Below are 25,986 nucleotides of genomic sequence, written 5' to 3'. Positions count from 1 at the left end.
AGTGGCGATAGTCTACCGGGTTCGTGATGAATTACTACTCCCAGTTGTTACAACCAATTATTCACTCATCGCCTCGCGCCAGAGTTTTTCAACGATGCGCTGGGCCAGCAAAGCCTGTTCGCCCGAGGTTTCGGGAACCGTCTGATTTTGCACGCATTCGATAAAATGCCGGGCGCAGCCGACAAAACCGCGTTGCTCCAGCGTGGTCTGCCAGCCCGGCACCGGGCGCTGCACCACACCCTGCCCACGCTCTTCCTGCCATTCACGCATATCGCGGACTTCATACAGCCCGCCATCGGTAACGGCCTGCACCCACTCCCGCTGGCTGCCGGCACGCCGGTGCATGCTGGTGGTCACTTCGAGCTGTCCGGCGCTGAAATGGTGCTCGGCATAGAGCATCTCACCCTGGGCCGTCGTCTGCAGTGTACCGCCGCTCAGGCGCGCGTTGCCGCCCGCCAGCCACAACGCGGTATCCACCACATGCAGATAATCATCCAGCAGTGTGAAACGCAGATCGTGGCCCACGCTGTCGGCGCGATGTTTATCCATCCGCAACGACGCGCCGCTGCCCAGTTGGGCTTTCAGTTCGCGATAGAGTGGTGCGAAACGGCGGTTAAACCCTACCATCAGCGTCAGCTTACGACGCGCGGCCAGCTCAACTAGCGACTCCGCCTCGTTCAGTTTATCGGCCAGCGGTTTATCGACACAGACGTGCACCCCGGCGTTCAGCAGACGGCTGACCACCTCAAAATGTGAGGCCGTCGAAGTATGGACAAAGACCGCATCACACTGCGCCGCCAGCTGCTCCAGCGATTGCGCATAGGGGATCCGCCAGGTATCGCAAACACGCAGCGCCTTTTCTTTGCCTGGCGACCAGGCGGCCTGCAGCGTCCAGCCATCCGCGGCGCCGAGCACCGGTAGCCAGGCCTTTTGCGCAATGCCTCCCAGCCCCACCACGCCAACACGTAATGTCGTCACGATTAATCTCCCAAATGTGCCAGCAATGAGTCCAGCCGGGCTTTGAGTTCAGCCACTTCATCTTCCAGTGCCGCCACTCTGCTGACCAGATCGTCCGCCGGTGGCGAGACGGCCTCCACGGCGGTAATCAGCGAGTCCATGTCGTCACAGAACAGGTGCATATAGCGGGATTCACGCTTCCCTGGCTCACGGGGCAGGCGCGCCACGAAGGGGCCGTCGTCGCGGTTGGCCAGCGTCTCAAGCACCCCTTCAACTTCAGCCATATCGCTAAAGTCATGCATCCGCTGGGCGCGGCTGCGCAGCTCGCCCGGCGTTTGTGCGCCGCGCAGCAACAACGTTGTGACCACCGCCACTTCCGCCGACGTCAGCTTCAGATCGCCAAATTCAGAATTGCAGAAGCGCTGTTCATATTTAGTGACTCGATTGCCAAACCCGCTGACCGTGCGCAGATAGTGGCGTTTCACTAAGGTATCCAGCAGATCCTGAATGTCACTTTCACTGAGCGACATCACCGGTTCACGGTTGGTTTTCTGATTACAGGCGGTCACCACCGCATTTACCGACAGCGGGTACTGCTCTGGCGTGGTCACCTGCTTTTCCAGCAAACACCCAATAACGCGCGCTTCATGTGCGGTTAACTGATATTTCATGCTTTCTCCTTAGCGACCCGGAGTCCAGTCCGGTGTCGTTAACGCCGTCAGTACATGGTCACGCCACTGCCCATCAATGAGCAGGTAATTTTTGGCATAACCCTCTTTTTCAAAACCGAGACGCGCCAGTAAACCGCCGCTGCGCTGATTATGTGGCATGTAGTTGGCCATAATGCGATGGATATGCTGCGTGCGCTGCATATAACGAATCGCCGAGGTCAATGCTTCAAACATCAGCCCCTGCCCCTGCCATTTCTCGCCAATCGAGTAGCCGAGGTAGCAGGCATGAAATGACCCGCGAACCACATTGGAAAAATTCGCCACACCGATGATCTCTTTTTCTTCCGGATCGAGCAGCGCAAAATAGAAGGCTGTCCCCTGCTTGTGAAACTCAGAGATCATCGACAAGCGCGCCTGCCAGCCAGAGGGGTAGCAGTGGCTGTCATCGCGCACTGGCTCCCAGGGTTTTAAGAACCCTTTATTCTCCGCGTAATAATCGGCCAGACGCCAGGCGTCACGATCGTATACCAGCCGCACTACCAGCCTGTCCGTCGTCAAACGCACCTTTGGCACGTTACTGCGATAGCCAAACATTCCCTTCTCCTGTTCCCCTGACTGATTACCCTGCTCCCTTCACTATACCTGTCCTGAACGATTGTGTGAAAACAGCAACATACCATTTTCTGCACCATCTCCACTTTTCGATGAATAGACTCTATCGATCTTGCATTTTGATAAAAAAATATTGTCACCGGGAAGCTGGGAAAGTCTGCCGCTTCCCCGCACACTATCCGGGCAACTCTTTATTTTCCCAGGAGGGGAAATGTCCCGCGTATCGCAGGCAAGGAACCTGGGTAAATATTTCCTGTTAGTCGACAACATGCTGGTGGTGCTTGGCTTTTTTGTCGTCTTTCCACTCATTTCCATTCGCTTTGTCGATCAGATGGGCTGGGCCGCGTTGATGGTCGGCATTGCCCTCGGTCTGCGCCAGTTAGTCCAACAGGGATTGGGCATTTTTGGCGGGGCGGTCGCCGATCGCTTTGGTGCCAAACCGATGATCGTCACCGGCATGCTGATGCGCGCGGCCGGCTTCGCAGCGATGGCCGTCGCCCATGAACCGTGGGTGCTGTGGCTCTCCTGTATTCTCTCCGGCCTGGGTGGCACCCTGTTCGATCCGCCGCGTGCGGCGCTGGTGGTCAAGCTGGTACGTCCGCATCAGCGCGGGCGCTTCTTCTCCATCCTGATGATGCAGGATAGCGCCGGGGCGGTGATCGGCGCCCTGCTCGGCAGCTGGCTGTTGCAATACGACTTCCGCCTGGTGTGTAGCGTGGGAGCGGCAATGTTTATTGCCTGCGCCGCCTTCAACGCCTGGTATCTCCCGGCGTGGAAACTATCGACGGTGAAAACGCCGGTACGCGAAGGGCTCGGCCGGGTGCTGCGCGATAAACGCTTTGTGACCTACGTGCTGACGCTCACCGGCTACTACATGCTGGCCGTTCAGGTGATGCTGATGCTGCCGATTATGGTCAATGATATCGCCGGCTCGCCTACCGCGGTGAAATGGATGTATGCCATTGAAGCGGCGATATCTCTGACCCTGCTCTACCCCATCGCCCGCTGGAGCGAACAGCGTTTTCGCCTGGAGCACCGGCTGATGGCCGGATTGCTGGTGATGACCGCCGCCATGCTGCCGATTGGCCTGACCAGCAATTTACAACAGCTGTTTACCCTGATTTGCCTGTTCTATATTGGCTCGATCATCGCAGAGCCGGCTCGTGAGACCCTCGGCGCATCGCTGGCTGACGCCCGCGCACGCGGCAGCTATATGGGGTTTAGCCGGCTGGGTCTGGCCTTCGGCGGCGCCTTTGGCTACGCCGGCGGCGGCTGGCTGTTCGACTCCGGAAAAGCGCTGAATCAACCGGAACTGCCGTGGTTGATGCTGGGGATTATCGGCTTTATTACCTTCATTGCCTTGTGGTGGCAGTTCAGCCAGAAACGCTCCACATCCGGTATGCTGGAGCCCCGGACCTGACCAACATTCAGGCTGAAGTGCATTTTCAGCCTGTTCTGCTGTTCCTTTCGGCACTGGCAGGCCATGCTGCTTTATGTCAGGATAAGCGCATGGCACGACCGTTAAGGAAACCAATGAAAAAGATGTTTATCGTGGCCGCGCTCATGGTTAGCGGCCTTCTGAGCGGCTGTAATCAGCTCACGCAGTACTCGGTGAGCGAGCAGGAAATTAACCAGGCGCTGCAGAAACGTAACCACTTCGCCAAGGATATCGGCCTGCCCGGCGTGGCGGATGCACACATTGAATTACACAATCTGACCAGCGCCATCGGCCGTGAAGAACCCAATAAAATCACCCTGAGCGGTATCGCCAATCTGGATCTGAACTCATTGTTTGGCAACCAGAAGGCCACCATCGACCTGAAACTGAAAGCGCTGCCGGTCTTTAATAAAGAGAAAGGGGCTATCTTCCTGCAGGAGATGGAAGTGGTTGATGCCAAAGTATCGCCCGACAAGCTGCAGTCCGTGGTGCAGACGCTAATCCCCTATCTGAATCAATCTCTGCGCAGCTACTTTAACCAGCAACCCGCCTACGTCCTGCGCGAAGATGCCAGCACCGGCGAGGCGCTGGCGAAAAAATACGCCAAAGGCATAGAAGTGAAGCCTGGGGAAATTATCATCCCGTTCACCAATTAACACTCCGGGCGCATTAGCGCCCGTTTTTTTACAGAAATTGATGCAAAGGGAAACGTTTACGCTTATCCTTAGTGCCCGGCAAAAACAGCCCTGATGACTGACCCTATTAGCCGGAGCTCTCCATGACAGCACAACCCCAGGTATTGAAAATCCGCCGCCCTGACGACTGGCATATTCATCTGCGCGATGACGATATGCTGAAGACCGTCGTGCCTTACACCAGTGAGTTTTATGGCCGGGCGATCGTGATGCCGAATCTGGTACCGCCTGTCACCACCGTCGAGGCCGCCATCAGCTATCGCCAGCGCATCCTTGATGCGGTACCGGCCGGGCACGATTTCACGCCGCTGATGACCTGTTATCTCACCGATACGCTCGATCCGGCAGAGCTGGAGCGCGGCTTCCACGCGGGCGTGTTCACCGCAGCCAAGCTTTACCCGGCCAATGCCACCACCAACTCCAGCCACGGCGTCACCAGCATCGATGCGATTATGCCGGTGCTTGAGCGCATGGAGAAACTGGGCATGCCGCTGCTGGTTCACGGTGAAGTGACCCACGCGGAGATCGATATCTTCGATCGCGAAGCGCGCTTTATCGAAACGGTGATGGAACCTCTGCGCCAGCGCTTACCGGGTCTTAAAGTGGTGTTTGAACACATCACCACCAAGGACGCCGCCGAGTACGTTCGGGATGGTAATGACCTGCTGGCCGCCACCATTACCCCGCAGCACCTGATGTTCAACCGTAACCACATGCTGGTTGGCGGCGTGCGTCCGCATCTTTACTGCCTGCCCATTCTGAAACGTAATATTCACCAGCAGGCGCTGCGTGAACTGGTCGCCAGCGGCTTTACCCGCGCATTCCTCGGCACGGATTCGGCGCCACACGCCCGTCATCGTAAAGAAGCCAGCTGCGGCTGTGCCGGTTGCTTCAATGCCCCGACGGCTCTGGGCAGCTACGCGACGGTATTTGAAGAGATGAATGCCCTGCAGCACTTTGAGGCATTCTGTTCGCTGAATGGCCCGCGCTTCTACGGCCTGCCGGTCAATGAGACCTTCGTTGAACTGGTGCGCGAAGAGAGCACCGTCGTCGAGAGCATCGCGCTTTCGGGCGATACGCTGGTGCCGTTCCTTGCCGGTGAAACCGTGCGCTGGACGATGAAAAAATAAAATGGTGCCCCCTGTTGTAAACGCCAAATGCATACTGTATAAATAAACAGTATATTACACAGGGGGCAATCATGCGTATTGAAGTGTCTATCGCCAAAACTACAGCCTTACCCAACGGCGCCTTAGAAGCGCTAAACAATGAACTCTCCCGACGCATTGAACAACAATTCCCGACTAACCCAAGCCAGGTCACCGTGCGCTTTGCCGCCAGCAACAATCTGTCTGTGATTGGTGGCCTCAAAGAAGATAAAGACCGGATAAGCGAAATCCTGCAAGAGACCTGGGAAAGCGCCGATGACTGGTTTATCCATGACATATCCTGATGCCCTTTCGGCAACCTGAAGCCGCATACGTGTTTCACGCGCGTGCTCAGCGTGAGTTAATCTCGTGCTCGTATCAAGGTTGTCTGAAGCGTGACAGGTACAGCAAATAACATTTGCTCCCTCATTGTGCTTTTTTTGCCGGGTCGCCCCGGCTTTTTTTATCCCGGTAAAATTCAGACTTTTCATTCCTCTCATGATTATTTCCTTTAAAAATAACCCTTCACGACACTATATTTGTGCAAAAAAGCGGCAAACAGAGGAGTGTTCGCTCTGTTTACGTTAATTTCTCGAGTTTATTCTTAACTCCTGATATAATTAACTTGCTTCAAAAAACATGCATTAAACCTCGAGAATTGTTGTCTTTTAACATGTGAATAAGGGGTTATGATGGAAAAGAATAATGAAGTCATCCAGACCCATCCCCTCGTCGGATGGGACATCAGCACCGTTGATAGCTACGATGCCATGATGTTGCGCCTGCACTACCAAAACCCCACTCAAGAAAGCAGTCACGAAGCTGAAATTGGCCAGACGCTATGGCTCACCACGGAAGTCGCACGTCAATTTATCTCTATTCTGGAAGCAGGTATTGCCAAGATTGAATCAGGTGAATACCAGGCAAACGAGTACCGCAGGCATTAAAGATTATGCCGCACACAAAATACACTCACTAAACAGGCACCCGTCGGGTGCCTGATTTATTTTCGCGCTTGTATAAGTGCAGACGGTTAATTACCCTGCTTATTAAAACAAAAAACCGGAACATATCATGCAATACGACCTCATCATTATCGGTAGCGGCTCAACGGGTGCTGCCGCTGGCTATTATGCCCGCCAGGCGGGACTTAACGTGCTGATGACCGACGCGCACCAGCCGCCGCACCAGGAAGGCAGCCATCACGGTAATACGCGCCTTATCCGTCACGCCTATGGCGAAGGTGAAAGATATGTCCCGTTGGTCCTGCGCGCCCAGACATTGTGGGATGAGTTCGCCGCCAGCAGCGGCGAAGCGGTGTTCGAACGCACCGGGGTCATTAACCTGGGCCCGGCAGACTCGACGTTCCTCGCTAACGCCGCCCACAGCGCCCGCACCTTTCAGCTGGAAACCGAGGAACTCGATGCCCAGGCGATCATGGCCCGCTGGCCTGAAATTCGCGTACCGCAAGATTACCGCGGCATCTTCGAACCCGCCTCCGGTGTGTTACGCAGCGAGCTGGCGATCAAAACCTGGATCCGCCTGGCGCGTGAAGCCGGCTGCGCACAGCTGTTCAACTGCCCGGTAACCGCCATCCATCACCATGCAGATGGCGTATCCATCGAGACCGCTGACGGCACCTACCACGGTAAAAAGCTGCTGGTCAGCGCCGGGACCTGGGTGACTCGTCTGCTGCCCAACCTGCCGATCCAGCCGGTGCGTAAAATCTTTGCCTGGTTCCAGGCTGACGGGCGCTACAGCAGCAAAAACAACTTCCCGGCCTTTACCGGCGAGCTGCCGAACGGCGATCAGTTCTATGGTTTCCCGGCGGAAGATAATGAACTGAAGATTGGCAAGCACAACGGCGGCCAGCCGATCTCCGCGCCGGAAGAGCGTACGCCGTTTGGCGCCGTGGCTACCGATGGCTCTGAATCGTTTAATTTCCTGCGAAATGTCCTGCCCGGCATTGGCGGCTGCCTGCACGGCGCTTCCTGCACGTACGACAATACGGTAGATGAAGATTTTATTATTGATACCCTGCCCGGCCACCCGGATACCCTGCTGATTAGCGGGCTAAGCGGCCACGGTTTCAAATTTGCGCCGGTATTGGGTGAGATTGCCACCCAGTTTGCCCGTGGAGAGACGCCGGCCTTTGATCTGACGCCCTTCTCACTGTCACGCTTTTAGTCAGACTGCAGGCTTTTCAGGCCGTGTAGACGCGGCCTGGACATCACAGATAAAAAAACGGCCTCAACAGAGGCCATGGAATACCGAGAGAGATTATGCGTCGCCTGTATGAATTACTGGTCAACAACGTCCGCGAGCACTTTATGATTTACCTCGCGCTGTGGCTTCTGCTGGCGATCATCGATCTCATCTGGTTATGGTTTTTCTGACAGGTCAGGGTCTGGGATCCCCAGTTTGGTATTCAGACGACCGCGTGATTTATTGAAAATCTTGTTGCCATTTTCCCGCCCGGCACGCAGCTGACGCTGCTCTTCTTCCGGGAGCTTATGCTCTTCCATGCACGCCTCGCTACAGCAGCCGGCAAATTTTTCGGCGCAGCTCGGGCACTGGATAAACAGCAGATGGCAGCCGTCGTTCAGGCAGTTAGTATGGCTGTCGCACGGCGTGCCGCACTGGTGGCAGTGCGCAATCACATCATCGGAAATGCGCTCACCCATACGTTCGTCAAATACAAAGTTTTTGCCAATAAAACGGACCGGCAACCCCTGCTCGCGGGCACGGCGTGCATATTCAATGATCCCGCCTTCGATATGCCAGACTTTGCTGAAGCCGTTATGCTTCATCCAGGCACTGGCTTTTTCGCAGCGAATCCCGCCGGTGCAGTACATCACAATCTTTTTATCTTTATGGTCCTGCATCATCTCAACCGCTTTTGGCAGCTGATCGCGGAAGGTGTCCGCCGGAATTTCAAGCGCCTGCTCAAAATGACCGACTTCATACTCGTAGTGGTTCCGCATATCGATAAAGACCGCGTCAGGATCGTCCAGCATCGCATTCACTTCTGCGGCCTTCAGATAATCGCCCACGTCTGAGGCATCGAACGTCGGATCGTCGATACCATCCGCCACGATGCGATCACGGACCTTCAGCCGCAGTACCCAGAAGGATTTACCGTCGTCGTCCAGGGCAATGTTCATCCGCAGGCCATCCAGCGCCGGGTCGAAGGCGTAGAGAAACTCACGCAGGGCATTCACCTGGCTTTCCGGCACGCTAATTTGGGCGTTGATCCCTTCATGGGCCAGATAGATGCGGCCAAAGACGTTTAATCGGGTGAGGGCAATCCACAGTGCATCGCGCGTCGCTTTCGGATCTACGATGGTGAAATATTTATAAAACGAGATCGTCGTACGCGGTTCGCTCTCGGCTAACATCTGCGCTTTTAACGTCTCATTTGAAATGCGGTTGTGTAACACTGGCATGGTGTACCTGCTCGGCATAGGAAATGAGTAAAATAAACGGCCGGCATCATATAGCAAACAACCAAAATTTACATCCCCTCATTTTGCGCTACATTTCCCTCACGCCCCTGGGTTGCCGTTTAACAATAAATGCCACCTGGGACAGTCGTTTTGGCTGATGCACTAAATAATGCGATAATAGAACGAGTTGCTTACTTGAACAGGTATGAGATGACCCATTTACCTAAATTCTCTGTGGCGTTGCTGCATCCGCGTTACTGGCCACTGTGGTCAGGTATTGGTCTGCTGTGGTTGGTTGTCCAACTGCCCTATCCGCTGATTTACCGCCTTGGCACCGCTATTGGCCGCATGGCACTGCGCTTTATGAAACGTCGCGCTAAAATCGCCTACCGCAACCTGGAATTGTGCTTCCCGGACAAAACGCAAGAAGAGCGTCACCAGATGGTGGTGCAAAACTTTGAATCCGTCGGCATGGGATTAATGGAAACCGGGATGGCCTGGTTCTGGCCGGCCCACCGTATCGCCCGCTGGACCGACTCTATCGGGGTCGAGCATATCAGAGCGGTACAGGCCCAGCATCGCGGAATTCTGCTGATCGGCATCCACTTTCTGACCCTGGAAATGGGGGCCCGAATGTTTGGCATGAATGAACCCGGCATCGGCGTCTACCGGCCGAATGACAACCCGGTCATCGACTGGCTACAAACCTGGGGACGCCTGCGTTCCAACAAAGACATGATCGACCGTAAAGATCTGAAGGGCATGATCCGTGCGCTGAAGAAAGGTGACGTCATCTGGTATGCCCCCGATCACGACTACGGCCCTACCGCCAGCGTCTTTGTACCGTTTTTCGCCGTCGACCAGGCCGCCACCACCTCCGGGACCTGGATGCTGGCGAAAATGTCGAAAGCCTGCATCGTGCCTTTCGTTCCGCGCCGCAAGCCCAATGGCCAGGGTTATGAACTGATTATCCTGCCGCCGGAATGCGACCCACCGTTGGATGACGCTGAAACCACCGCGGCGTGGATGAACCATATCGTCGAAAAGTGCATTCTGATGGCGCCGGAGCAGTATATGTGGCTGCATCGCCGCTTTAAAACTCGTCCGCCTGGTATGCCTTCACGCTACTAAGTTGCCCTCCCTCCGGTGGCATCAGCCTGCCGGAGGAGCCCCCCTTTCCCCCGCTTTTAATCACTCGCCTTTATTGCGATGATCATTTCTCAGGCGCATAATTAGCAGGCTCATATTTCCACTTTTCTGACCTGCCTCGCAGGCCACCGGAAGCCTATGTTGTCTGCAGATACCCCGATTAACTGGAAGCGAAATCTCACTGTTACCTGGTTTGGCTGTTTCTTGACTGGCGCCGCCTTCAGCCTGGTCATGCCCTTTCTCCCGCTCTATGTCGAGCAGCTCGGCGTCACCGGCCACAGTGCCCTGAATATGTGGTCAGGGTTAGTGTTCAGCATTACGTTCTTATTCTCAGCCGTCGCGTCCCCCTTCTGGGGCGGACTGGCCGACCGCAAAGGACGTAAAATCATGCTGCTGCGATCGGCCCTGGGGATGGCTATCGTCATGATGTTGATGGGGCTGGCGCAAAATATCTGGCAGTTTATGGTGCTGCGGGCCTTGCTGGGGCTGCTGGGCGGGTTTATTCCGAATGCCAATGCGCTTATTGCCACCCAAATTCCCCGTCAGAAGAGCGGCTGGGCGCTGGGCACGCTTTCAACTGGTGCAGTCAGTGGCGCCCTGCTCGGCCCACTGGCGGGCGGATTTCTCGCTGACCATTGGGGCCTGCGCATGGTCTTTTTCCTCACCGCCAGCGTGTTACTCATCTGCTTTATCCTGACGCTGCTGCTCATCCGTGAACAGTTTGTACCGGTGGCAAAAAAAGAGATGCTCAACGCCCGAGCGGTGTTCTCCTCCCTGAAGAGCCCAAAGCTGGTCCTCAGCCTGTTCGTGACCACCATGATTATTCAGGTAGCCACCGGGTCAATTGCCCCGATTCTGACGCTCTACGTGCGTGACCTGGCGGGAGATGTTGGCAATATTGCCTTTATCAGCGGCATGATCGCCTCCGTGCCCGGCGTTGCGGCACTGATCAGCGCGCCCAGGCTCGGCAAGCTCGGCGATCGTATCGGTCCGGAAAAAATCCTCATCGTTGCTTTACTGGTCTCTGTACTGCTGCTGATCCCGATGTCGTTCGTCCAGACGCCGCTACAGCTCGGGATATTGCGCTTCCTGCTGGGTGCCGCCGACGGTGCGCTGCTGCCTGCGGTGCAGACGCTGCTGGTCTACAACTCCACCAGCCAGATCGCCGGGCGGATCTTCAGTTATAACCAGTCGTTCCGCGATATTGGCAACGTCACCGGCCCGTTGATCGGCGCCTCGGTCTCCGCCAGCTACGGTTTCCGCTCGGTATTCCTGGTGACGGCCGCCGTGGTGCTGTTCAATGCTCTTTATTCCACCTTCAGCTTGCGACGTCCCAACCGCGATAACTCGGCGCCACGTACCGATACCCGCGACAGTTCGGTAAATTAAGTTCAACATGGGGCCATCCCCTTGACGCATTGCTGACTGCCTTCTATAGATTGAATCGTGTCCATTTTTCATTCTTCTTAGGGGGTTAGCCATGCCAAAGGATTCGATTTTCTACGCCACGCTCGAAGAAGCTATCGATGCGGCCCGTGAAGAGTTCCTTGTCAATAATCCGGATAGCGACGAGGAGAGTGCCAACGTTGAGCAGTTGAATATTCAGAAGTACGTTTTGCAGGATGGCGATATCGCCTGGCAGGCTGAATTTTTTGCCGACGAAGATGAAGAAGGTGAATGCCTGCCCATGTTAAGCGGCGAGGCGGCGCAGAGCGTGTTTGACGGTGATTATGACGAGATAGAACTGCGTCAGGAGTGGCTGGAAGAGAATACACTGCATGAATGGGACGAAGGCGAATTCCAGCTGGAACCCTCTCTGGACACCGAAGAGGGTCAGACTGCCGCCGACGAATGGGACGAGCGCTGATCAGTTATACGGGCCGTGACTGGCATCCAGTGGCAGCAGCAGCGTATCGAAGACCAGCGAAAACGGCAGGTCGAGAATGGTGATATAGCGCCATGATGAATCACGGACGTCCCATTGCACGCCGGGGTAATACTGATTTCCGTGCCCCTGTCCTGGCACCGTACGGCTAATAATGCTGCCGCAACCGCTAAGCAGCAGCGTCATGGCGACAATCAGTAACACTCTCATCTCTACCCTCAATTCTCAGATAAAAAAATACCGGCACTATTGCCGGTATTTTTCCTTAACAAACGGCTTACTTGGTCTTCAACGCCAGCGGGTTGAGTGTCGTCTGCTGATACGCGCTCACCCACGAAGAGTATTTCTCCGGTGCTGCCCACACGCGATAGTGTAGACGAGACAGAGTGACCGGGTCGCTCAGCAACACCAGACGGCGATCGCGATTGAGCTTATCCGGCGTTTCGTTCAACGCCTGCTCAACGTGACGCTCACGGGCGATATCCAGAATATGTCCGTGACGGTGACGTGCCGTTGCCATCGCTGTCGCTAGCGCGTTAAACGATGGGTTAAACACGGCATGCATAAAGCCATCATCCAGCGAACGCTGACGGTTCAGGGTCAGGTAAGCATCGGTATCTTTCAGCACCTGCGGCGGCGAATACTCTTCCGGGATCAGGAACAGCTTCCAGCGTTTGGTACGCAGTCCCACGGTCGCCCGGCTGGAGATCACCGAGACAAACGGCGACAGGATCAGCGAGAAGACAATCGGTGCCAGCCAGAACAGGAAACGCAGATCCAGCCAGGCCATACCAACCGCCCACACCAGACCCAGCAGTAGCTGCGAACCATGGCGCATGAAGGCTTCACCCCACGGCGTGGAGTCGTCATCACGCTGCGGAGAGTTCCAGACCACTTCCCAGCCGAGGAACGCGCTGACCACAAACACGGTGTGGAACAGCATACGCACCGGCGCCAGCAGCACGGAAAACAGCACTTCCAGCAGCAGAGAAAGGGTCACACGGAAAAATCCGCCATACTCTTTCGAGCCTTTGCACCACACCAGAATAATACTCAGCAGTTTCGGCAGGAACAGCAGCACCATCGTCGAGGCAAACAGCGCAATCGCCAGTTCCGGACGCCACTGCGGCCAGACCGGGAACAGCTGACGCGGCTGCAGGAAGTACTGCGGCTCCGTCAACGCATGAACGACCTGTAGCGCGGTGGACAGGGCAAGGAACATGAACCACAGCGGCGCCGACAGATAGGACATCACGCCGGTCAGGAACACCGCACGGTGTACCGGGTGCATACCTTTCACCAGGAACAGGCGGAAGTTCATCAGGTTACCGTGACACCAGCGGCGGTCACGCTTCAGTTCATCCAGCAGGTTTGGCGGCAGCTCTTCATAAGAACCCGGCAGATCGTAAGCGATCCACACGCCCCAGCCGGCACGACGCATCAGCGCCGCTTCGACGAAGTCATGCGACAGAATCGACCCGGCAAAGGAGCCTTCGCCCGGCAACGGCGCCAGCGCGCAGTGCTCGATAAACGGCTTCACGCGGATAATGGCGTTGTGACCCCAGTAGTGCGATTCACCCAGCTGCCAGAAATGCAGCCCTGCGGTAAACAGCGGACCGTAGACGCGAGTCGCAAACTGCTGGCAACGCGCATACAGGGTGTCCATTCCGGAGGCGCGCGGCGAGGACTGGATGATCCCGGCATTCGGGTTCGCTTCCATCAAACGCACCAGCCCGGTCAGACACTCACCGGTCATCACCGAGTCAGCGTCCAGCACCACCATGTAGCTGTACTGGCTACCCCAGCGGCGGCAGAAGTCATCGATGTTCCCGCTTTTACGCTTCACACGACGACGACGACGGCGGTAGAAAATCTGCCCTTCGCCCTGCACTTCGGCAATCAGTTCCATCCACGCTTTCTGCTCAGCAACACAGATATCCGGGTTGTAGCTATCGCTGAGGATATAGACGTCAAAGTGCTGCTGTTGGCCCGTGGCCTTCACCGATTCCCAGGTCGCTCGCAGCCCGGCGAAGACGCGATCGACGTCTTCGTTACAGATCGGCATGATCAGCGCGGTGCGGTGCTCAGGATTCAGCGGTTCATCACCGACGGTAGAGGCGGAAATACTGTATTTATCTCGCCCCATCAGCAGCTGCAGGAAGCCCATCAACGCCGTCCAGAAGCCTGCCGAAACCCAGCAGAACAGCACGGCGAAGAGGATCAGAATCCCGGTTTGCAGCATGTATGGCAACAGCTGCATAAAGGAGACCCACAGGTTCTGCCCGACCATATCTGCCGGGTTGATTAACGCCCAGCCCTGATACGGCAGAATGGTTTTCATATACCAGGTCGCGACGACGGTCTGCGCCAGAGTCAGCAGCAGCAGAGTGTAACGACGAAGGGTGCCGACGGTACGCCACTTCTGCTCGCTCTCCTGCTCTTCCTTGGTCAGGCGAGAGAGATAGCGCGGGGTCACGTCGCGGCCACGCAGACGATCCCAGAAGCGGCCCACCGGGTTGGTGCGCCACGGGTCCGGGAACATCGAGGAGCGCTTAGCTTTCGGCATTGCCTGTAACTGCGTGCGGCCTTCATCATCTTTTATCAACTGGTCAGCGGCCACGGAGTCTGGCCAGCTGTGTTCCAGGCGTGATTTAACGGACCCCAGTGGGGAATCGTCTTCACGAGCAAAAGTATGATGCTCCGCATCCAGCGCCTGGTGTACCGCCTGCAGGCTGGTATCCGGAAGCGCCGCTTTTTCAGCATCGGACAGCGGCAATGCGTCAATGTACTTCGTTATCTTATTCATTGGCAGGCAGCTGATAGCTCCAGGTTTCGCTCAGCGGCTGATCAGCATTGACCAGTGCAGCGCGCATTTCCGTGGTTTTCTTCGGATCTTTGACTTTCACGCGCAGAACCATACGCCAGCCCTTCGTCACCGGGTTGTAACGCACGGTATTCTCAACGATCTCCGCGTTATCACCGATGCTCGCCTGCGCCGTTACCGGCGTGTCTGACGGCATTTTTTTCATGTCAGCGCCGGTGAAATCAACGATAAACGCAATGGTGCCATCCGGCTGACGGATCAGGTTTGACTGCTTCACATCGCCGGTGGAACGGCGAGTCTGCATCACATAGGCGTTATCCGGCGCATGCAATTTGTCTTCATCGCGACTGAAGGTAATCGAGTATTTGAAGTTCATCTCTTTACCCGGTTCCGGCAGCTGATCCGGCGTCCAGTAGGTCACGATGTTATCGTTGGTTTCGTCATTGGTCGGGATTTCAACCAGCTCGATTTTCCCTTTGCCCCAGTCGCCTTTCGGGGTGATCCACGCGCTCGGGCGGAGATCGTAACGATCGTCGAGGTCTTCAAAGCGGGAGAACTGGCGGCCACGCTGCAGCAGACCAAAGCCCTGCGGGTTTTCCATCGCATAGCTGCTGACGGCCAGATGTTTTGGATTATTCAGCGGACGCCAGATCCACTCGCCGTTGCCGGCAAGAATCGACAGACCGTTGGAATCGTGCAGCTCCGGACGGAAGTTAGACGCAGCAGAAGGCTGGTTAGGGCCAAACAGGAACATACTGGTCAGCGGCGCCACACCCAGTTTGCCAACCTTGTCGCGCAGATACACCTTGGACTGCACGTCAACCACGGTATCGCGGCCCGGCATGATCACAAAGCGGTAGGCGCCGGTGGCTCGCGGAGAGTCCAGCAGTGCATAAATTGTCAGGCGCTTATCCGTAGCTTTTGGACGTTCAATCCAGAACTCACGGAAACGCGGGAATTCTTCGCCGGAAGGCAGCGCGGTATCGATAGCCAGACCGCGAGCGGATAATCCATACACCTGGCCCTGACCGAGAACGCGGAAGTAACTGGCGCCGAGCATGCTGACAATTTCGTCGTTCTTATCTTTGCTGTTGATCGGGTACAGTACTTTGAAGCCGGCGAAGCCGAGGTCTTTCACCGTATCTTTATCATGCTGGACGCTGCCAAAATTGAAGTAATCCGGGCTATATTTAATCTTACGCACGCTGTTCACGGTGACTTCATTGATGGTCACCGGCGTGTCGAAGTACATACCCTGATGATAAAACTCAAGCTTGAACGGCGTCTTTTGATTGTTCCAGTAAGCCTTGTCGTGATTAAACTGAATTTGCTGATAGTCCGCGTATTTCATATCGCGGAAAACGGAGGGCAGGTTGCTCTTAGGGGCTTCATAGCCTTTCCCGGCTAACGCTTTGGCCTCTTTTGCAACGTCATCAATGCTAAACGCCCATGCAGATGAAGTACACAGGGACAACATTACGGCTGCGCTTAACCAGCGCATTTTCATCATCTGTGGTTTAAGTTTCATATAAGTAAGCACTTCCCCCTTTGTGTGCTTAAATCGATCCGATCTATTTTAATGGTAATTCAGGCAATCCGACAACATAATCCCTGCTTTGTTCATCTCAGCGGTGCAGGTAACAGACTGTTAACTCCACTTTTGTACTTTGCGTACTTATCCTGGAGACAGATACCCTGAGTTGATGTAGGGTTGCTGGGAATTTAAACGTTATCACCTTGAGTGATAAGACGAATTGTCTGAGAATGTAGTGATATTGTATGAATAACGCGCCAGCACAACGTGAATACTTCTTCGATAGCATCCGCGCATGGCTCATGCTGCTGGGGATCCCTTTTCATATATCGCTGATTTACTCCAGCCACAGCTGGCATGTGAATAGCGTCGAGCCGTCCTGGTGGCTGACGTTGTTCAACGACTTTATCCATGCGTTCCGCATGCAGGTCTTCTTTGTTATTTCCGGCTATTTCTCCTACATGCTGTTCCTGCGCTATCCGCTCAAAAAATGGTGGAAAGTGCGCGTGGAACGCGTCGGTATCCCGATGCTCACGGCGATTCCGCTGCTGACGCTCCCGCAGTTCATCATGTTGCAGTACGTGAACGGCAAGGCCGACAACTGGCATACGCTTTCGGGCTATGACAAGTTTAATACCCTGGCGTGGGAATTGATCTCGCACCTGTGGTTTTTGCTGGTGCTGGTGGTCCTGACAACCCTTGGGGTAGTGCTGTTTAAATGGCTGACTGGCCGTCGTTCCGGGGATGGTCACACTTTTGGTGACACTGTCACATTAGGCCAGCTGTCGATGATTTTCCTCGCGCTCGGCGTGCTTTACGCCCTGATCCGCCGCACCCTGCTGGTGGTTTACGCGCCGGTGCTGAGCAATGGCCTGTTTAACTTTATCGTTATGCAGACCCTGTTTTATCTGCCGTTCTTTATTCTTGGCGCCCAGGTGTTTATCAATACGCGCTTAAAAGCGATGTTCACCACCCCATCGCCGTGGTGCTTCGCGGGTGCTCTGCTGGGCTTTATTGCCTATCGCCTGAATCAGCAGTATGGCTCCGGTGACGGCTGGATGTACGAAGTCGAATATGTCATCACCATGGTGCTGGGACTGTGGATGGTCAACGTGGTGTTTTCGCTTGGCCACCGCCTGCTGAACTTTCAGTCGGCACGCGTGACCTATTTTGTGAATGCCTCACTGTTCATTTATCTGGTGCACCATCCGCTGACCCTGCTCTACGGCGCCTGGATTGCCCCGGCGATAAAATCGAACGCGCTCGGCTTTGTGACTGGCTTAATCTTTGTGGTGGGTATTGCCGTGGTGCTGTATGAAATTCACCTGCGCATCCCCCTGCTACGCTTTCTCTTCTCGGGGAAGTTCCAGACCAAACCCGCTAAACCGCAGGTTTCTGCCAGCTAACTCAATGCGCATGCCCGCTCGTTCACCTGCTTATATCTGGCAGTGAACGAGCGGCACTCCCCTTTCGCCGTGATTACTGCGGCTGCAATAACCGACGGTAAATCTCCGCGGTTTCATCATCAAAGCAGACGAAAAAGACCCGCTCCAGCGGGTTATAACGGACCAGAAAGGCATTCACCGTCTGCACCGCAATTTCTGCCGCGGCCTGTTTTGGATAACCGTACACCCCGGTACCGATCGCCGGGAAAGCAATCGACCGATAGCTGTTGGCTGATGCCAGCAGCAGGCTGTTGCGGTAAGCATCGGCGAGGATCTGCGCCTCATGCTGTTCGCCTCCGTGCCAGACCGGCCCGACCGCATGAATAACCGCGCTGGCTGGCAGCTGACCCGCCGTAGTAATCACCGCGTGGCCCGGGGGACACTCCCCTTGCTGTTGGCGGACCACCTTGCAGGCGGCAAGAAGTTCAGGCCCGGCAGCGCGATGAATGGCACCATCGACGCCCCCACCACCCAGCAGTGAAGGGTTAGCGGCATTGACGATAACATCGACCTCCAGCGTGGTGATATCACCGAGAATCACCTCAGGTTTAACCGTCATTTTGCCTCCTGTCGGCTTACGTCTTTACATAATGCATTGTGGCTAATATGGCACGATAGTCCCCAGGACGAAAGTCTGTGTATACGACCACGGGCAATCGACCAGCGCAGCACGGCAAGAGAATGAGGCGGACTGACCGCACGGCAAACGGGGTAAACGTGTAGAAAGCAAAACAGGACCTGAGGTCCTGTTTGGGTATTGCGAGTCGTTAAGATCGCGCCCGGTCGGGCGTTTCATTCACTAAAGGAGCTTTATTCTTCTGCGCTCGCGCAGCCAGCCACAGCCCACAATTTTTCATCGCGTAGCCAAAGACCAGTCCCAGAGCCAGAGAAGGCACCACCACTCGCCAGTCACCATTGCCGGCAAAGGTGGCACAAGCGCCAATAAAGGTGCCGGGGACAAAAGAGAGCAGCAGCTTGCGCGCCTGAATACACATCAGGAAGGCGACAACGCCGGTCATCATATAGCCCAGGATCTCAAGATGCGGCGCCAGCGCGCTGCCGTAGATAATGACCAGCGCCCACACCACCCCGCTCATCACCGTAGAGGTGGAGATCAGCAGCCCTTTCAGACCGCCCTGCGGGCAGGCGAAATAGGCCGTGCAGCCCAGGAAACCCGCCCAGCTCAGCAGGCCAAGCGCGACCGCCACCCATCCCCAGAGACCGGAGAGAATGCCTGTCGTTATTGCAATTGCGAGAAGTATGTTCATGGCGCGTATCATACCAGATACGCACCGCTCAAATGAGATCTGAAGCACGTTATATGCAAGCAACCATTTTCACTTGCAATTAATATGTGATTTAAATCACATATTACTCTTCAGTTTCTTCTTCTAACTCATCCCACATCGCAGAGATCGCTTCGCGCGTCAGCAGGGCCATGGTGCGCCAGAACGGCGTCTCCGCATGGGCTTCGACTTTCCCGAGGAAGGTCCCGCACCATGGCAGAATGTAGTCTGCGAACAGGGTTTCCAGGACTTCGCTTTCGTCTTCGGTTGCGTGATCTTCCAGCCAGGAGGCAGCCAGCAGCAGGGAACCGATATGGTCGGCTTTGCCTTCTCCGGTCGGGATGCCGTGAGCGCTCAGGAAACCACGCACTTCGGCTTCACTCGCCCCTTCAACCCAGGCGCTGCGGTACGGTGGAACGCTGCATTCGTCCCCGACAAACAGTGCGTTATAGTCCGCGGCCAGCGGTTGTACATCGCAGCTTTTTTGCAGGCGTTCCAGCAGCTCATCCTGTTCCAGCGGCCAGCTTGCCGCCAGTTTCCCTTCACGAATCAGGGTAAACAGCGGCACCAGCAGCGGATCCTGAGGTTGGCGATAGTACAAAGAGCCCAGTACGCGGCAGAGGATTGAAAACTCGTTCATTCAATTATTCCAGTTATTCACATTAAAGGTCGGCAAATTCAGGGATTGCCGGCATCCCGCGAGACTCAAGGAAATTCAGCAGCCGACGTGGAGAAACGTTAAGGATCCGATCCTCAGGGAAGCCCACTTCATCAAGGATCTTACGACACGCAGAAAATTCGCCGAGGGTAAAGGCGGTGTGCGAATCAGATCCCAGCGCCACCCAACCGCCAGCATCGCGGACCGCGGCGGCAATGGCCCGGCAGTTATCTTCACTGCCCACGCGCGAGGAGACAAAGGATGAGTTATTGATTTCCAGCGCCACCTGATATTTTGCCGCAGCCGCGGCGATGGCCGGGATATCGACGGGGAATTTCGGGTTACCCGGATGGCTGATAATGTGTACCGCGCCGCTGGCCATGGTAGCAATCATCGCTTCAGTATGGGTCGCTTTATCCTGCGGCGGGAACACTGGTTCATGAAAACCGGCGATGAACAGATCCAGCGACGACAGCATCGGCCCGGTGCAGTCAATTTCGCCTTGGGTATTTTTAATGTTGGCTTCAATGCCGCGCAAAATGCCGACGCCGTCCACCATTCGCGGCCAGATGCGCATATTGACGAAATGCCAGTAGTGCGGCGCGTCGGCCATGTCCGGACCGTGGTCGGTAATGGCGAAAAGTTTGATCCCTTTGCGCTTTGCTTCAGCAATATAATCGTGCAGGGTACTGTAGGCGTGGGTACTGGCGACGGTATGCATGTGCAGGTCAACAGGATACATCACATTCTCCTTCTCTGTTTGTGGCAAGGATAGCAGGAATCAGGGCCTATGATTAGCAAAAACCCCGCCGCAGCGGGGTTATGTCTTAGTATCCGCGCTGACGATCGACCTGCCCGCTTACCGTTTCGCCCCGCTCCAGTTGGCCGATGGTGCCGGCAATATAGGTAATGGCTTCCAGCGGACGCGTGACCGCGGCCACGTGCGGGGTCATGGCTACCCGAGGGTGCGCCCACAGCGGGCTTGTTGCCGGTAACGGTTCACGACTAAAGACATCCAGCATCGCCCCTTTGAGCTTGCCGCTATTCAGCGCCGCTAGCAGGTCATCTTCAACAACGTGAACGCCACGCGCCAGATTGAGAACATAGCTGTTATCCGGAAGCTGCGCCAACAGCTGCTGGTTAATAATCCCGGCGGTTTCCGCCGTGTTCGGCAGCAGGTTGATCAACACCCGCGTTTCGCCGAGAAACGCCCCTAGTTCTTCTGCTCCGGCAAAACTTTGCACCTGCGGCCAGGCTTTGCGGCTGCGGCTCCAGCTACGCAGCGGGAAGCCCCATACCTGCAGCGCTTCGGCGACTTTCGCACCGAGTACGCCCGCACCCATAATCCCGATAGTAAAGGTGTCTCGCGGATAGTCGTCCAGCGGTTGCCAGCGCGCTTGTTGCTTTAAGTCCTGATAGTCATCAAAGCGACGGAACCAGTGCAATACCTGGCTGACCGCGTACTCCTGCATCTGCTGACCCATTCCGGTGTCTTCGAGGCGGAAAAGCGGGATCGACATCGGCAGCATTTCCGGGTGCTCGCGCAGTTTACTGAGGATCGAGTCGACACCCGCCCCAAGGGCAAAGACCGCTTTTAGATCCCGCCCTTTAAGCATTTCTACCGGCGGGTGCCAGACCAGCGCGTAATCGGCATGCTGGTTGTCGCCGGATTTCCATTCGCGGACGCACGCGCCTGGCAGCTGTTTTTCCAGCTCTGCAATCCAGTAAGCGGTATCAAATGTCGGGTGATAATAAATAATGTCCATCGTGGCTCCTGATAGCTGACGCGTCGTGTTTTATTTGTTGTTTTCTATTGGTTTGTCAGCATAACAAATTTCATTTTTCTATCGAGTAAAAAGAGAGTGGTGACAAAAAAATCGATTGTCGCGCATTTAAAACGCAAGTTGCGCGAAGTTTGGCTAAACGCGCGTTTTTTTGAAAAAGTTGATTGACGAGAGATACGTATTTCCCTAAATTAGCGCCCGTTCCCAGCAGCAACGGGAACGACAATATGGTGAGGTGTCCGAGTGGCTGAAGGAGCACGCCTGGAAAGTGTGTATACGGCAACGTATCGGGGGTTCGAATCCCCCCCTCACCGCCATCTTCAAAGAAGAGCTCGTACGCAAGTACGGGCTTTTTTTTCGCATGTTGCAACCCACCAGGGGGGATGAGAAGCCCCGACCGGGGTTCGACAACTGGCATCGCCAGTTGGACAGACCGCGAGCCTGCGAGCGGGCTGCCCGCACAAAAATGCCGGGAGCATTTTTGAACAACGCCTGCGTTGGCCCCGAAGGGGCGAGGCCCAGGGATGGGCCGAGTAACGGCGAGCGAAGCGAGTCAATCCCCCCCTCACCGCCATATTTTAAGAAGAGCTCATACGAAAGTACGGGCTTTTTTTTCGCATGTTGCACCTGCCATCCTGTCAGCATGGTGCGCGCTTCTCCCGGGGGTCGGCATAAATGCCTCGCCCGGGCTACTAACATCAGTTGGACAGACCGTACGCCACGCCCGGGCTACCATCGCTGTTGCACCCATCATCCTGTCAGCACGGTGTGCGCTTCTCCCGGGGGTCGGCATAAATGCCTCACCCGGGCTACTATCGCTACCCTCGCCGTTGCATCCCCACGCTGCCATCCACTCTCTGGCAGATGACGCAATATTTGTTAACAAAGCGTTACAACACCGGCTGATGTAATGAATCGCCTGATGACATTCGCATAGTCTGAAATTGCATTTTCGGATGATATTGAATGTAAATATTTGTATTGCGAATAACACCATTTCTCCTTATTTTTCGCTGCCACAGGAGTTGCGTTTAGAGCCAAACCGTGAGCACAAAAAACAACCACATTGTTAAAAGGTGTTACTAGCCATATTTATCAATGTGTTATGAATAACAGCGCGCCAGATCACATTCCTCTCAGCATCGACATCCCCAGCGGCAAATTTTTACATCCTCTTACACAAAAACCAAAAATTGACGAACAATGTAGAAAAAAAGGAGAAACACCGCACGCAATATACAATGATAATCAATCTCATTATCATCCGCATCTGCGCCTTATTCCTGCATATTATGGAGATAATGAAAATGAATGTTACTTTTTATGGTAGAAAGCGTCCGATAACGCTGCTTTTTGCCAGCTTACTGTCCACTCCTGCTTTGGCTGCCGAACCGACAGAAAATCTCGCTGATGATGAAGTCATGCTGGTCACCGCTGAACAGGAGCTAAAACAGCAACCAGGCGTCTCGATTATCACAGCAGAAGACATTCAAAAAAGCCCTCCGGTGAACGATCTTTCTGACATCATCCGTAAAATGCCCGGCGTCAACCTGACCGGCAACGGTGCCAGCGGCAGCCGCGGTAACAACCGCCAAATCGATATTCGCGGCATGGGGCCGGAAAACACCCTGGTGCTGATCGATGGTGTGCCGGTGAGTTCTCGTAACTCCGTTCGCTACAACTGGCGTGGCGAACGTGATTCTCGCGGCGATACCAACTGGGTGCCGGCGGAAATGGTGGAACGTATTGAAGTGATTCGTGGCCCGGCAGCCGCCCGTTATGGTTCAGGTGCAGCCGGTGGTGTGGTGAATATCATCACCAAGCGCCCTACCAACGATTGGCACGGTTCACTCTCTCTCTACACCAACCAGCCTGAAAACAGCAAAGAAGGCGACACCCGTCGCGCTAACTTCAACCTCAGTGGCCCGTTGGCAGGCGACGCGCTGACGATGCGTCTGTACGGCAACCTCAACCGCACCGATGCCGATGCCTTTGACATCAATACCGCACAAAACGGCTCCTATGCCGCGGGCCGTGAAGGCGTGCGTAATAAAGACATCAGCGGTGTACTGTCCTGGAAAGTGACGCCAACCCAGATCGTTGATTTCTCCTATGACTACAGCCGTCAGGGAAATATCTACGCTGGTGATACTCAAAACAGCAATAGTAATAGCAGCGCGAACGGTCTGGTTGAATCGTTATATGGCAGCGAAACAAACCGCTTATACCGTCAAAACTACGGTATCACTCATAACGGTATCTGGGACTGGGGGACGTCCAGGCTTAACTTTAACTATGAAAAAACCAATAACACGCGCTTAAAAGAAGGTACCGGCGGCAGTACCGAAGGCATGATTAATAGCGATGAGAATTCGACCAGCCGTCTGGAAAGTTATCGCGCGGGCGGGGAAATAAACTTCCCTCTGCAGCTGCTGGTTGATCAAACGGTGACCCTGGGGGCGGAATGGAACCGCGATGAGCTCAACGATCCCGCCTCCATGCAATCCGCAAACACAGACTTTTATTTGCCAGGTAGCTCAGGCGATCCTTCCCAACGCAGCAGCAAAAACTCCGCCACCATCAGCTCGCTCTATTTCGAAGATAATATTGCGGCAACCGACAGCACCGAGATTATTCCGGGCCTGCGCTTTGATTATCACGATCAATTCGGTGCTAACTGGAGCCCCAGCCTGAATATGTCGCAAGGGCTGGGCGAATATTTCGTCTTAAAAGCCGGTATCGCGCGCGCATTTAAAGCGCCCAACCTTTATCAATCAACGCCAGGCTATCTCCTGTCCACCCGTGGCAACGGCTGCCCGATTGGTCTGAGCCAGTGCTATTTACTCGGTAACGATAACCTCGATCCTGAAATTAGCGTCAACAAAGAAGTTGGAATAGAATTCAGCCATGCAGGCTACACTGCCGGTATTACCTACTTCCGCAATGATTATAAGAATAAAATCGTGTCAGGGACGTCTGCTATTTATAGCAATGGCACCTATAACGTATTGCAGTGGGAGAATGGCGGTAAAGCCATCGTTGAAGGGCTCGAGGGTAACCTGGCCATTCCTCTGATTGCCGATACGCTGGAATGGCGCACCAACGCGACCTACATGTTCCGTTCTGAAAGCAAAAAAACGGGTAATCCGCTGTCCGTCATCCCGGAATTTACCATCAACTCCCAACTGGAATGGCAAGTGACTCAGGACCTGAGTACCGACATTAACTGGACGCAATATGGTCGCCAGAAACCACGCCAGTACGCCGAAACCAAACTTGAAAACGATAATGGGCTTTCCCAGAAGGAGATTAGTCCTTATTCCATCGTCGGTTTAAACCTCAATTATGACATCACAAAAAGTCTGCGCGCCAATGCCGGTATCAACAACCTGTTTGATAAACGTGTTTACCGCGAGAATGAAGGTGCTTCTACCTATAATGAACCGGGCCGTGCTTATTACGCTGGGGTCACCATGTCGTTTTAATTGAGGTCATTTCCGTGCCCCACCGGGCACGGAAACATCAGTCCTCTTCCATCCGCTGATATTCCCCACTGAGAAAATCCACCAGCGCCCTTACCGACGGCAGCAGGCCACGGCGCGAAGCAAAAACCGCATGAATGACTTCCCGCTGCGGCTGCCACGCATCCAGCACCACCTCCAGCGTCCCGGCCGCCAGCTGATCGCGCACCATTAATAAAGGAAGCTGTACCACCCCCACGCCGGCTATCGCCGCTTCGCGCAATGCCAGCATATCCGTCGTGACCATCCGCGGCGCAAAATAGACTTCCGCCCTGGCCCCCTCGGGTCCGCTCAGCTGCCATTTATGCTGATGTTTTCCGGCATCGAGACTCAGTCCCGGCCACGTGCTCAGTTGCGATGGCGCCTGCGGCCGCCCCATTCGCGCAATACACGCCGGGCTGGCGACCAGCCGTTGCCCGCGGTCGGCCAGCACCCGCATCACCAGATCGCTATCGTCAAACGGGCGCGGACGCACGCGGATCGCCACATCAATCCCTTCGCCGACAACGTCCACCCGCCGGTTGGTGGCCTCCAGCTGCACATTGACGCCGGGGTAGCGCAGCATAAATCGCGCCAGCATCGGCCCGACGTGGGCATGGAGTAAGGTCACCGGACAGGTGAGCTTGACGCTGCCGCGAGGTTCTGAACGCAGCGTCTCCACCGCCTGCTGCGCCGCTTCGGCCTCTATCAGCATCGCTTTGCAGTGCTGATAGAAAGTCTGCCCCACTTCGGTGACCACGAACTGGCGGGTCGTGCGATGAATCAGCCGTACGCCAAGCCGCTCTTCCAACTGGGCGATCCGACGGCTCAATTTTGATTTCGGCTGATCGAGCGCCCTGCCCGCCGCGGCGAATCCTTCATGATCGACGACCTGGACAAACCAGGCTAAGTCATTGAGATCCAGCATCCTTCCTCCATTGTTCCATTTTCAGA

The 25,986-nt window shown here is 55.3% G+C and carries 25 protein-coding genes and 1 tRNA gene; 13 read left to right on the top strand and 13 right to left on the bottom strand.

Going from position 1 to position 25,986, the window contains the following annotated elements:
• Positions 1–57 precede the first annotated feature (57 nt).
• Genes EDF82_RS01200 through rimJ form a run of 3 tightly spaced genes read right to left on the bottom strand, consistent with a single transcriptional unit; the run spans position 58 to position 2,222 of the window.
• Positions 58–981: a Gfo/Idh/MocA family protein gene (locus EDF82_RS01200; protein WP_123753808.1), complete on the bottom strand. Its 924-nt coding sequence runs from the start codon at positions 979–981 to the stop codon at positions 58–60.
• Positions 981–1,628, bottom strand: a complete 648-nt coding sequence (locus EDF82_RS01195; RefSeq protein WP_123753807.1) for a YceH family protein — start codon at positions 1,626–1,628, stop codon at positions 981–983. The genes EDF82_RS01200 and EDF82_RS01195 overlap by 1 nt, the downstream gene beginning before the upstream one ends.
• A gap of 9 nt (positions 1,629–1,637) precedes the next feature.
• A complete protein-coding gene (rimJ, locus tag EDF82_RS01190) occupies positions 1,638–2,222 on the bottom strand; it encodes a ribosomal protein S5-alanine N-acetyltransferase (RefSeq protein WP_123753806.1) in 585 nt (194 codons plus the stop codon).
• Positions 2,223–2,451: 229 nt separating this feature from the next.
• On the opposite strand from rimJ, the gene mdtH reads away from it, so the two are divergent.
• From mdtH to EDF82_RS01150, 7 genes are all read left to right on the top strand, one after another.
• Positions 2,452–3,660 carry a multidrug efflux MFS transporter MdtH gene (mdtH, locus tag EDF82_RS01185; RefSeq protein ID WP_123753805.1) on the top strand — a complete coding sequence of 403 codons (1,209 nt, stop codon included), beginning with the start codon at positions 2,452–2,454 and terminating at the stop codon, positions 3,658–3,660.
• Between the two features lie 113 nt (positions 3,661–3,773).
• A complete protein-coding gene (locus tag EDF82_RS01180; RefSeq protein WP_123753804.1) occupies positions 3,774–4,334 on the top strand; it encodes a lipoprotein in 561 nt (186 codons plus the stop codon).
• A gap of 122 nt (positions 4,335–4,456) precedes the next feature.
• On the top strand, positions 4,457–5,503 hold the full coding sequence (pyrC, locus tag EDF82_RS01175) for a dihydroorotase (protein ID WP_123753803.1): 1,047 nt from the start codon (positions 4,457–4,459) through the stop codon (positions 5,501–5,503).
• Positions 5,504–5,574: 71 nt separating this feature from the next.
• Positions 5,575–5,826 carry a DNA damage-inducible protein I gene (gene dinI, locus EDF82_RS01170; RefSeq protein ID WP_123753802.1) on the top strand — a complete coding sequence of 84 codons (252 nt, stop codon included), beginning with the start codon at positions 5,575–5,577 and terminating at the stop codon, positions 5,824–5,826.
• A gap of 387 nt (positions 5,827–6,213) precedes the next feature.
• Positions 6,214–6,468, top strand: a complete 255-nt coding sequence (gene bssS / locus EDF82_RS01160) for a biofilm formation regulator BssS (protein ID WP_123753801.1) — start codon at positions 6,214–6,216, stop codon at positions 6,466–6,468.
• 127 nt (positions 6,469–6,595) lie between these two features.
• Positions 6,596–7,708: an N-methyl-L-tryptophan oxidase gene (gene solA, locus EDF82_RS01155; protein WP_123753800.1), complete on the top strand. Its 1,113-nt coding sequence runs from the start codon at positions 6,596–6,598 to the stop codon at positions 7,706–7,708.
• A gap of 95 nt (positions 7,709–7,803) precedes the next feature.
• Positions 7,804–7,917, top strand: a complete 114-nt coding sequence (locus EDF82_RS01150; RefSeq protein WP_123753799.1) for a DUF2770 family protein — start codon at positions 7,804–7,806, stop codon at positions 7,915–7,917.
• Here EDF82_RS01150 and EDF82_RS01145 read toward each other — a convergent pair.
• Positions 7,903–8,967 (bottom strand): rhodanese-related sulfurtransferase, encoded by a 1,065-nt coding sequence (locus tag EDF82_RS01145; RefSeq protein ID WP_123753798.1) that lies wholly within the window; start codon positions 8,965–8,967, stop codon positions 7,903–7,905. The genes EDF82_RS01150 and EDF82_RS01145 overlap by 15 nt on opposite strands.
• A 210-nt stretch (positions 8,968–9,177) precedes the next feature.
• On the opposite strand from EDF82_RS01145, the gene EDF82_RS01140 reads away from it, so the two are divergent.
• From EDF82_RS01140 to EDF82_RS01130, 3 genes are all read left to right on the top strand, one after another.
• Positions 9,178–10,098, top strand: coding sequence for a Kdo(2)-lipid IV(A) acyltransferase (locus EDF82_RS01140; protein WP_123753797.1), 921 nt, complete (start codon positions 9,178–9,180; stop codon positions 10,096–10,098).
• A gap of 156 nt (positions 10,099–10,254) precedes the next feature.
• On the top strand, positions 10,255–11,505 hold the full coding sequence (mdtG, locus tag EDF82_RS01135) for a multidrug efflux MFS transporter MdtG (protein ID WP_123753796.1): 1,251 nt from the start codon (positions 10,255–10,257) through the stop codon (positions 11,503–11,505).
• 91 nt (positions 11,506–11,596) lie between these two features.
• Positions 11,597–11,983 carry a MysB family protein gene (locus tag EDF82_RS01130; protein WP_004860482.1) on the top strand — a complete coding sequence of 129 codons (387 nt, stop codon included), beginning with the start codon at positions 11,597–11,599 and terminating at the stop codon, positions 11,981–11,983.
• Here EDF82_RS01130 and EDF82_RS01125 read toward each other — a convergent pair whose 3' ends face one another.
• From EDF82_RS01125 to mdoG, 3 genes are all read right to left on the bottom strand, one after another.
• A complete protein-coding gene (locus EDF82_RS01125) occupies positions 11,984–12,211 on the bottom strand; it encodes a YceK/YidQ family lipoprotein (protein ID WP_123753795.1) in 228 nt (75 codons plus the stop codon). It abuts the gene before it with no gap.
• A 67-nt stretch (positions 12,212–12,278) separates the two neighbouring features.
• Positions 12,279–14,807: a glucans biosynthesis glucosyltransferase MdoH gene (mdoH, locus tag EDF82_RS01120; RefSeq protein WP_123753794.1), complete on the bottom strand. Its 2,529-nt coding sequence runs from the start codon at positions 14,805–14,807 to the stop codon at positions 12,279–12,281.
• On the bottom strand, positions 14,800–16,353 hold the full coding sequence (gene mdoG, locus EDF82_RS01115; protein ID WP_187042909.1) for a glucans biosynthesis protein MdoG: 1,554 nt from the start codon (positions 16,351–16,353) through the stop codon (positions 14,800–14,802). Before mdoG ends, mdoH begins: the two co-directional genes overlap by 8 nt.
• 251 nt (positions 16,354–16,604) lie before the next feature.
• Between mdoG and mdoC the strand changes: the two genes are divergently transcribed.
• Positions 16,605–17,765, top strand: coding sequence for a glucans biosynthesis protein MdoC (gene mdoC, locus EDF82_RS01110; RefSeq protein WP_123753793.1), 1,161 nt, complete (start codon positions 16,605–16,607; stop codon positions 17,763–17,765).
• Positions 17,766–17,838: 73 nt separating this feature from the next.
• Here mdoC and ymdB read toward each other — a convergent pair whose 3' ends face one another.
• From ymdB to ghrA, 5 genes are all read right to left on the bottom strand, one after another.
• The gene (gene ymdB, locus EDF82_RS01105) at positions 17,839–18,363 is read right to left on the bottom strand and encodes an O-acetyl-ADP-ribose deacetylase (RefSeq protein WP_123753792.1); all 525 of its coding nucleotides are present in this window, start codon (positions 18,361–18,363) and stop codon (positions 17,839–17,841) included.
• A 208-nt stretch (positions 18,364–18,571) separates the two neighbouring features.
• Positions 18,572–19,072, bottom strand: a complete 501-nt coding sequence (locus tag EDF82_RS01100; protein ID WP_123753791.1) for a DUF1097 domain-containing protein — start codon at positions 19,070–19,072, stop codon at positions 18,572–18,574.
• Between the two features lie 103 nt (positions 19,073–19,175).
• Positions 19,176–19,730: a molecular chaperone gene (locus EDF82_RS01095; protein ID WP_123753790.1), complete on the bottom strand. Its 555-nt coding sequence runs from the start codon at positions 19,728–19,730 to the stop codon at positions 19,176–19,178.
• Positions 19,731–19,752: 22 nt separating this feature from the next.
• Positions 19,753–20,490 carry a phosphatase gene (locus EDF82_RS01090; protein ID WP_154145269.1) on the bottom strand — a complete coding sequence of 246 codons (738 nt, stop codon included), beginning with the start codon at positions 20,488–20,490 and terminating at the stop codon, positions 19,753–19,755.
• An 85-nt stretch (positions 20,491–20,575) separates the two neighbouring features.
• Positions 20,576–21,514 carry a glyoxylate/hydroxypyruvate reductase GhrA gene (ghrA, locus tag EDF82_RS01085; RefSeq protein ID WP_123753788.1) on the bottom strand — a complete coding sequence of 313 codons (939 nt, stop codon included), beginning with the start codon at positions 21,512–21,514 and terminating at the stop codon, positions 20,576–20,578.
• 247 nt (positions 21,515–21,761) lie between these two features.
• On the opposite strand from ghrA, the gene EDF82_RS01080 reads away from it, so the two are divergent.
• Positions 21,762–21,849 (top strand) — tRNA-Ser (locus EDF82_RS01080).
• Positions 21,850–22,839: 990 nt separating this feature from the next.
• Complete coding sequence (locus tag EDF82_RS01070; protein WP_123755437.1) at positions 22,840–25,017, top strand: TonB-dependent siderophore receptor; 2,178 nt, start codon at positions 22,840–22,842, stop codon at positions 25,015–25,017.
• 37 nt (positions 25,018–25,054) lie between these two features.
• Here EDF82_RS01070 and EDF82_RS01065 read toward each other — a convergent pair whose 3' ends face one another.
• Positions 25,055–25,960 (bottom strand): LysR family transcriptional regulator, encoded by a 906-nt coding sequence (locus EDF82_RS01065; protein WP_123753786.1) that lies wholly within the window; start codon positions 25,958–25,960, stop codon positions 25,055–25,057.
• Positions 25,961–25,986 lie beyond the last annotated feature (26 nt).

Origin of the sequence: Klebsiella sp. BIGb0399, from assembly GCF_003752615.1 — a bacterium.
Taxonomy (GTDB): Bacteria; Pseudomonadota; Gammaproteobacteria; order Enterobacterales; family Enterobacteriaceae; genus Klebsiella; species Klebsiella lignicola.
Note: the sequence above shows the minus strand (reverse complement) of the source record. Positions and strands in the feature narration are given on the sequence as shown.

Bases quoted from the DNA above. Each gene is read 5' to 3' on its own strand.
- ghrA (WP_123753788.1), bottom strand. From the start codon at position 21,514: ATGGACATTATTTATTATCACCCGACATTTGATACCGCTTACTGGATT.
- EDF82_RS01140 (WP_123753797.1), top strand. From the start codon at position 9,178: ATGACCCATTTACCTAAATTCTCTGTGGCGTTGCTGCATCCGCGTTAC.
- EDF82_RS01095 (WP_123753790.1), bottom strand. From the start codon at position 19,730: ATGAACGAGTTTTCAATCCTCTGCCGCGTACTGGGCTCTTTGTACTAT.
- mdtH (WP_123753805.1), top strand. From the start codon at position 2,452: ATGTCCCGCGTATCGCAGGCAAGGAACCTGGGTAAATATTTCCTGTTA.
- mdoG (WP_187042909.1), bottom strand. From the start codon at position 16,353: ATGAAACTTAAACCACAGATGATGAAAATGCGCTGGTTAAGCGCAGCC.
- EDF82_RS01150 (WP_123753799.1), top strand. From the start codon at position 7,804: ATGCGTCGCCTGTATGAATTACTGGTCAACAACGTCCGCGAGCACTTT.
- bssS (WP_123753801.1), top strand. From the start codon at position 6,214: ATGGAAAAGAATAATGAAGTCATCCAGACCCATCCCCTCGTCGGATGG.
- EDF82_RS01145 (WP_123753798.1), bottom strand. From the start codon at position 8,967: ATGCCAGTGTTACACAACCGCATTTCAAATGAGACGTTAAAAGCGCAG.
- mdoC (WP_123753793.1), top strand. From the start codon at position 16,605: ATGAATAACGCGCCAGCACAACGTGAATACTTCTTCGATAGCATCCGC.
- EDF82_RS01130 (WP_004860482.1), top strand. From the start codon at position 11,597: ATGCCAAAGGATTCGATTTTCTACGCCACGCTCGAAGAAGCTATCGAT.
- EDF82_RS01065 (WP_123753786.1), bottom strand. From the start codon at position 25,960: ATGCTGGATCTCAATGACTTAGCCTGGTTTGTCCAGGTCGTCGATCAT.
- EDF82_RS01180 (WP_123753804.1), top strand. From the start codon at position 3,774: ATGAAAAAGATGTTTATCGTGGCCGCGCTCATGGTTAGCGGCCTTCTG.
- EDF82_RS01125 (WP_123753795.1), bottom strand. From the start codon at position 12,211: ATGAGAGTGTTACTGATTGTCGCCATGACGCTGCTGCTTAGCGGTTGC.
- mdoH (WP_123753794.1), bottom strand. From the start codon at position 14,807: ATGAATAAGATAACGAAGTACATTGACGCATTGCCGCTGTCCGATGCT.
- pyrC (WP_123753803.1), top strand. From the start codon at position 4,457: ATGACAGCACAACCCCAGGTATTGAAAATCCGCCGCCCTGACGACTGG.
- EDF82_RS01090 (WP_154145269.1), bottom strand. From the start codon at position 20,490: ATGTATCCTGTTGACCTGCACATGCATACCGTCGCCAGTACCCACGCC.
- ymdB (WP_123753792.1), bottom strand. From the start codon at position 18,363: ATGACGGTTAAACCTGAGGTGATTCTCGGTGATATCACCACGCTGGAG.
- EDF82_RS01195 (WP_123753807.1), bottom strand. From the start codon at position 1,628: ATGAAATATCAGTTAACCGCACATGAAGCGCGCGTTATTGGGTGTTTG.
- rimJ (WP_123753806.1), bottom strand. From the start codon at position 2,222: ATGTTTGGCTATCGCAGTAACGTGCCAAAGGTGCGTTTGACGACGGAC.
- solA (WP_123753800.1), top strand. From the start codon at position 6,596: ATGCAATACGACCTCATCATTATCGGTAGCGGCTCAACGGGTGCTGCC.
- EDF82_RS01070 (WP_123755437.1), top strand. From the start codon at position 22,840: ATGAATGTTACTTTTTATGGTAGAAAGCGTCCGATAACGCTGCTTTTT.
- EDF82_RS01100 (WP_123753791.1), bottom strand. From the start codon at position 19,072: ATGAACATACTTCTCGCAATTGCAATAACGACAGGCATTCTCTCCGGT.
- dinI (WP_123753802.1), top strand. From the start codon at position 5,575: ATGCGTATTGAAGTGTCTATCGCCAAAACTACAGCCTTACCCAACGGC.
- mdtG (WP_123753796.1), top strand. From the start codon at position 10,255: ATGTTGTCTGCAGATACCCCGATTAACTGGAAGCGAAATCTCACTGTT.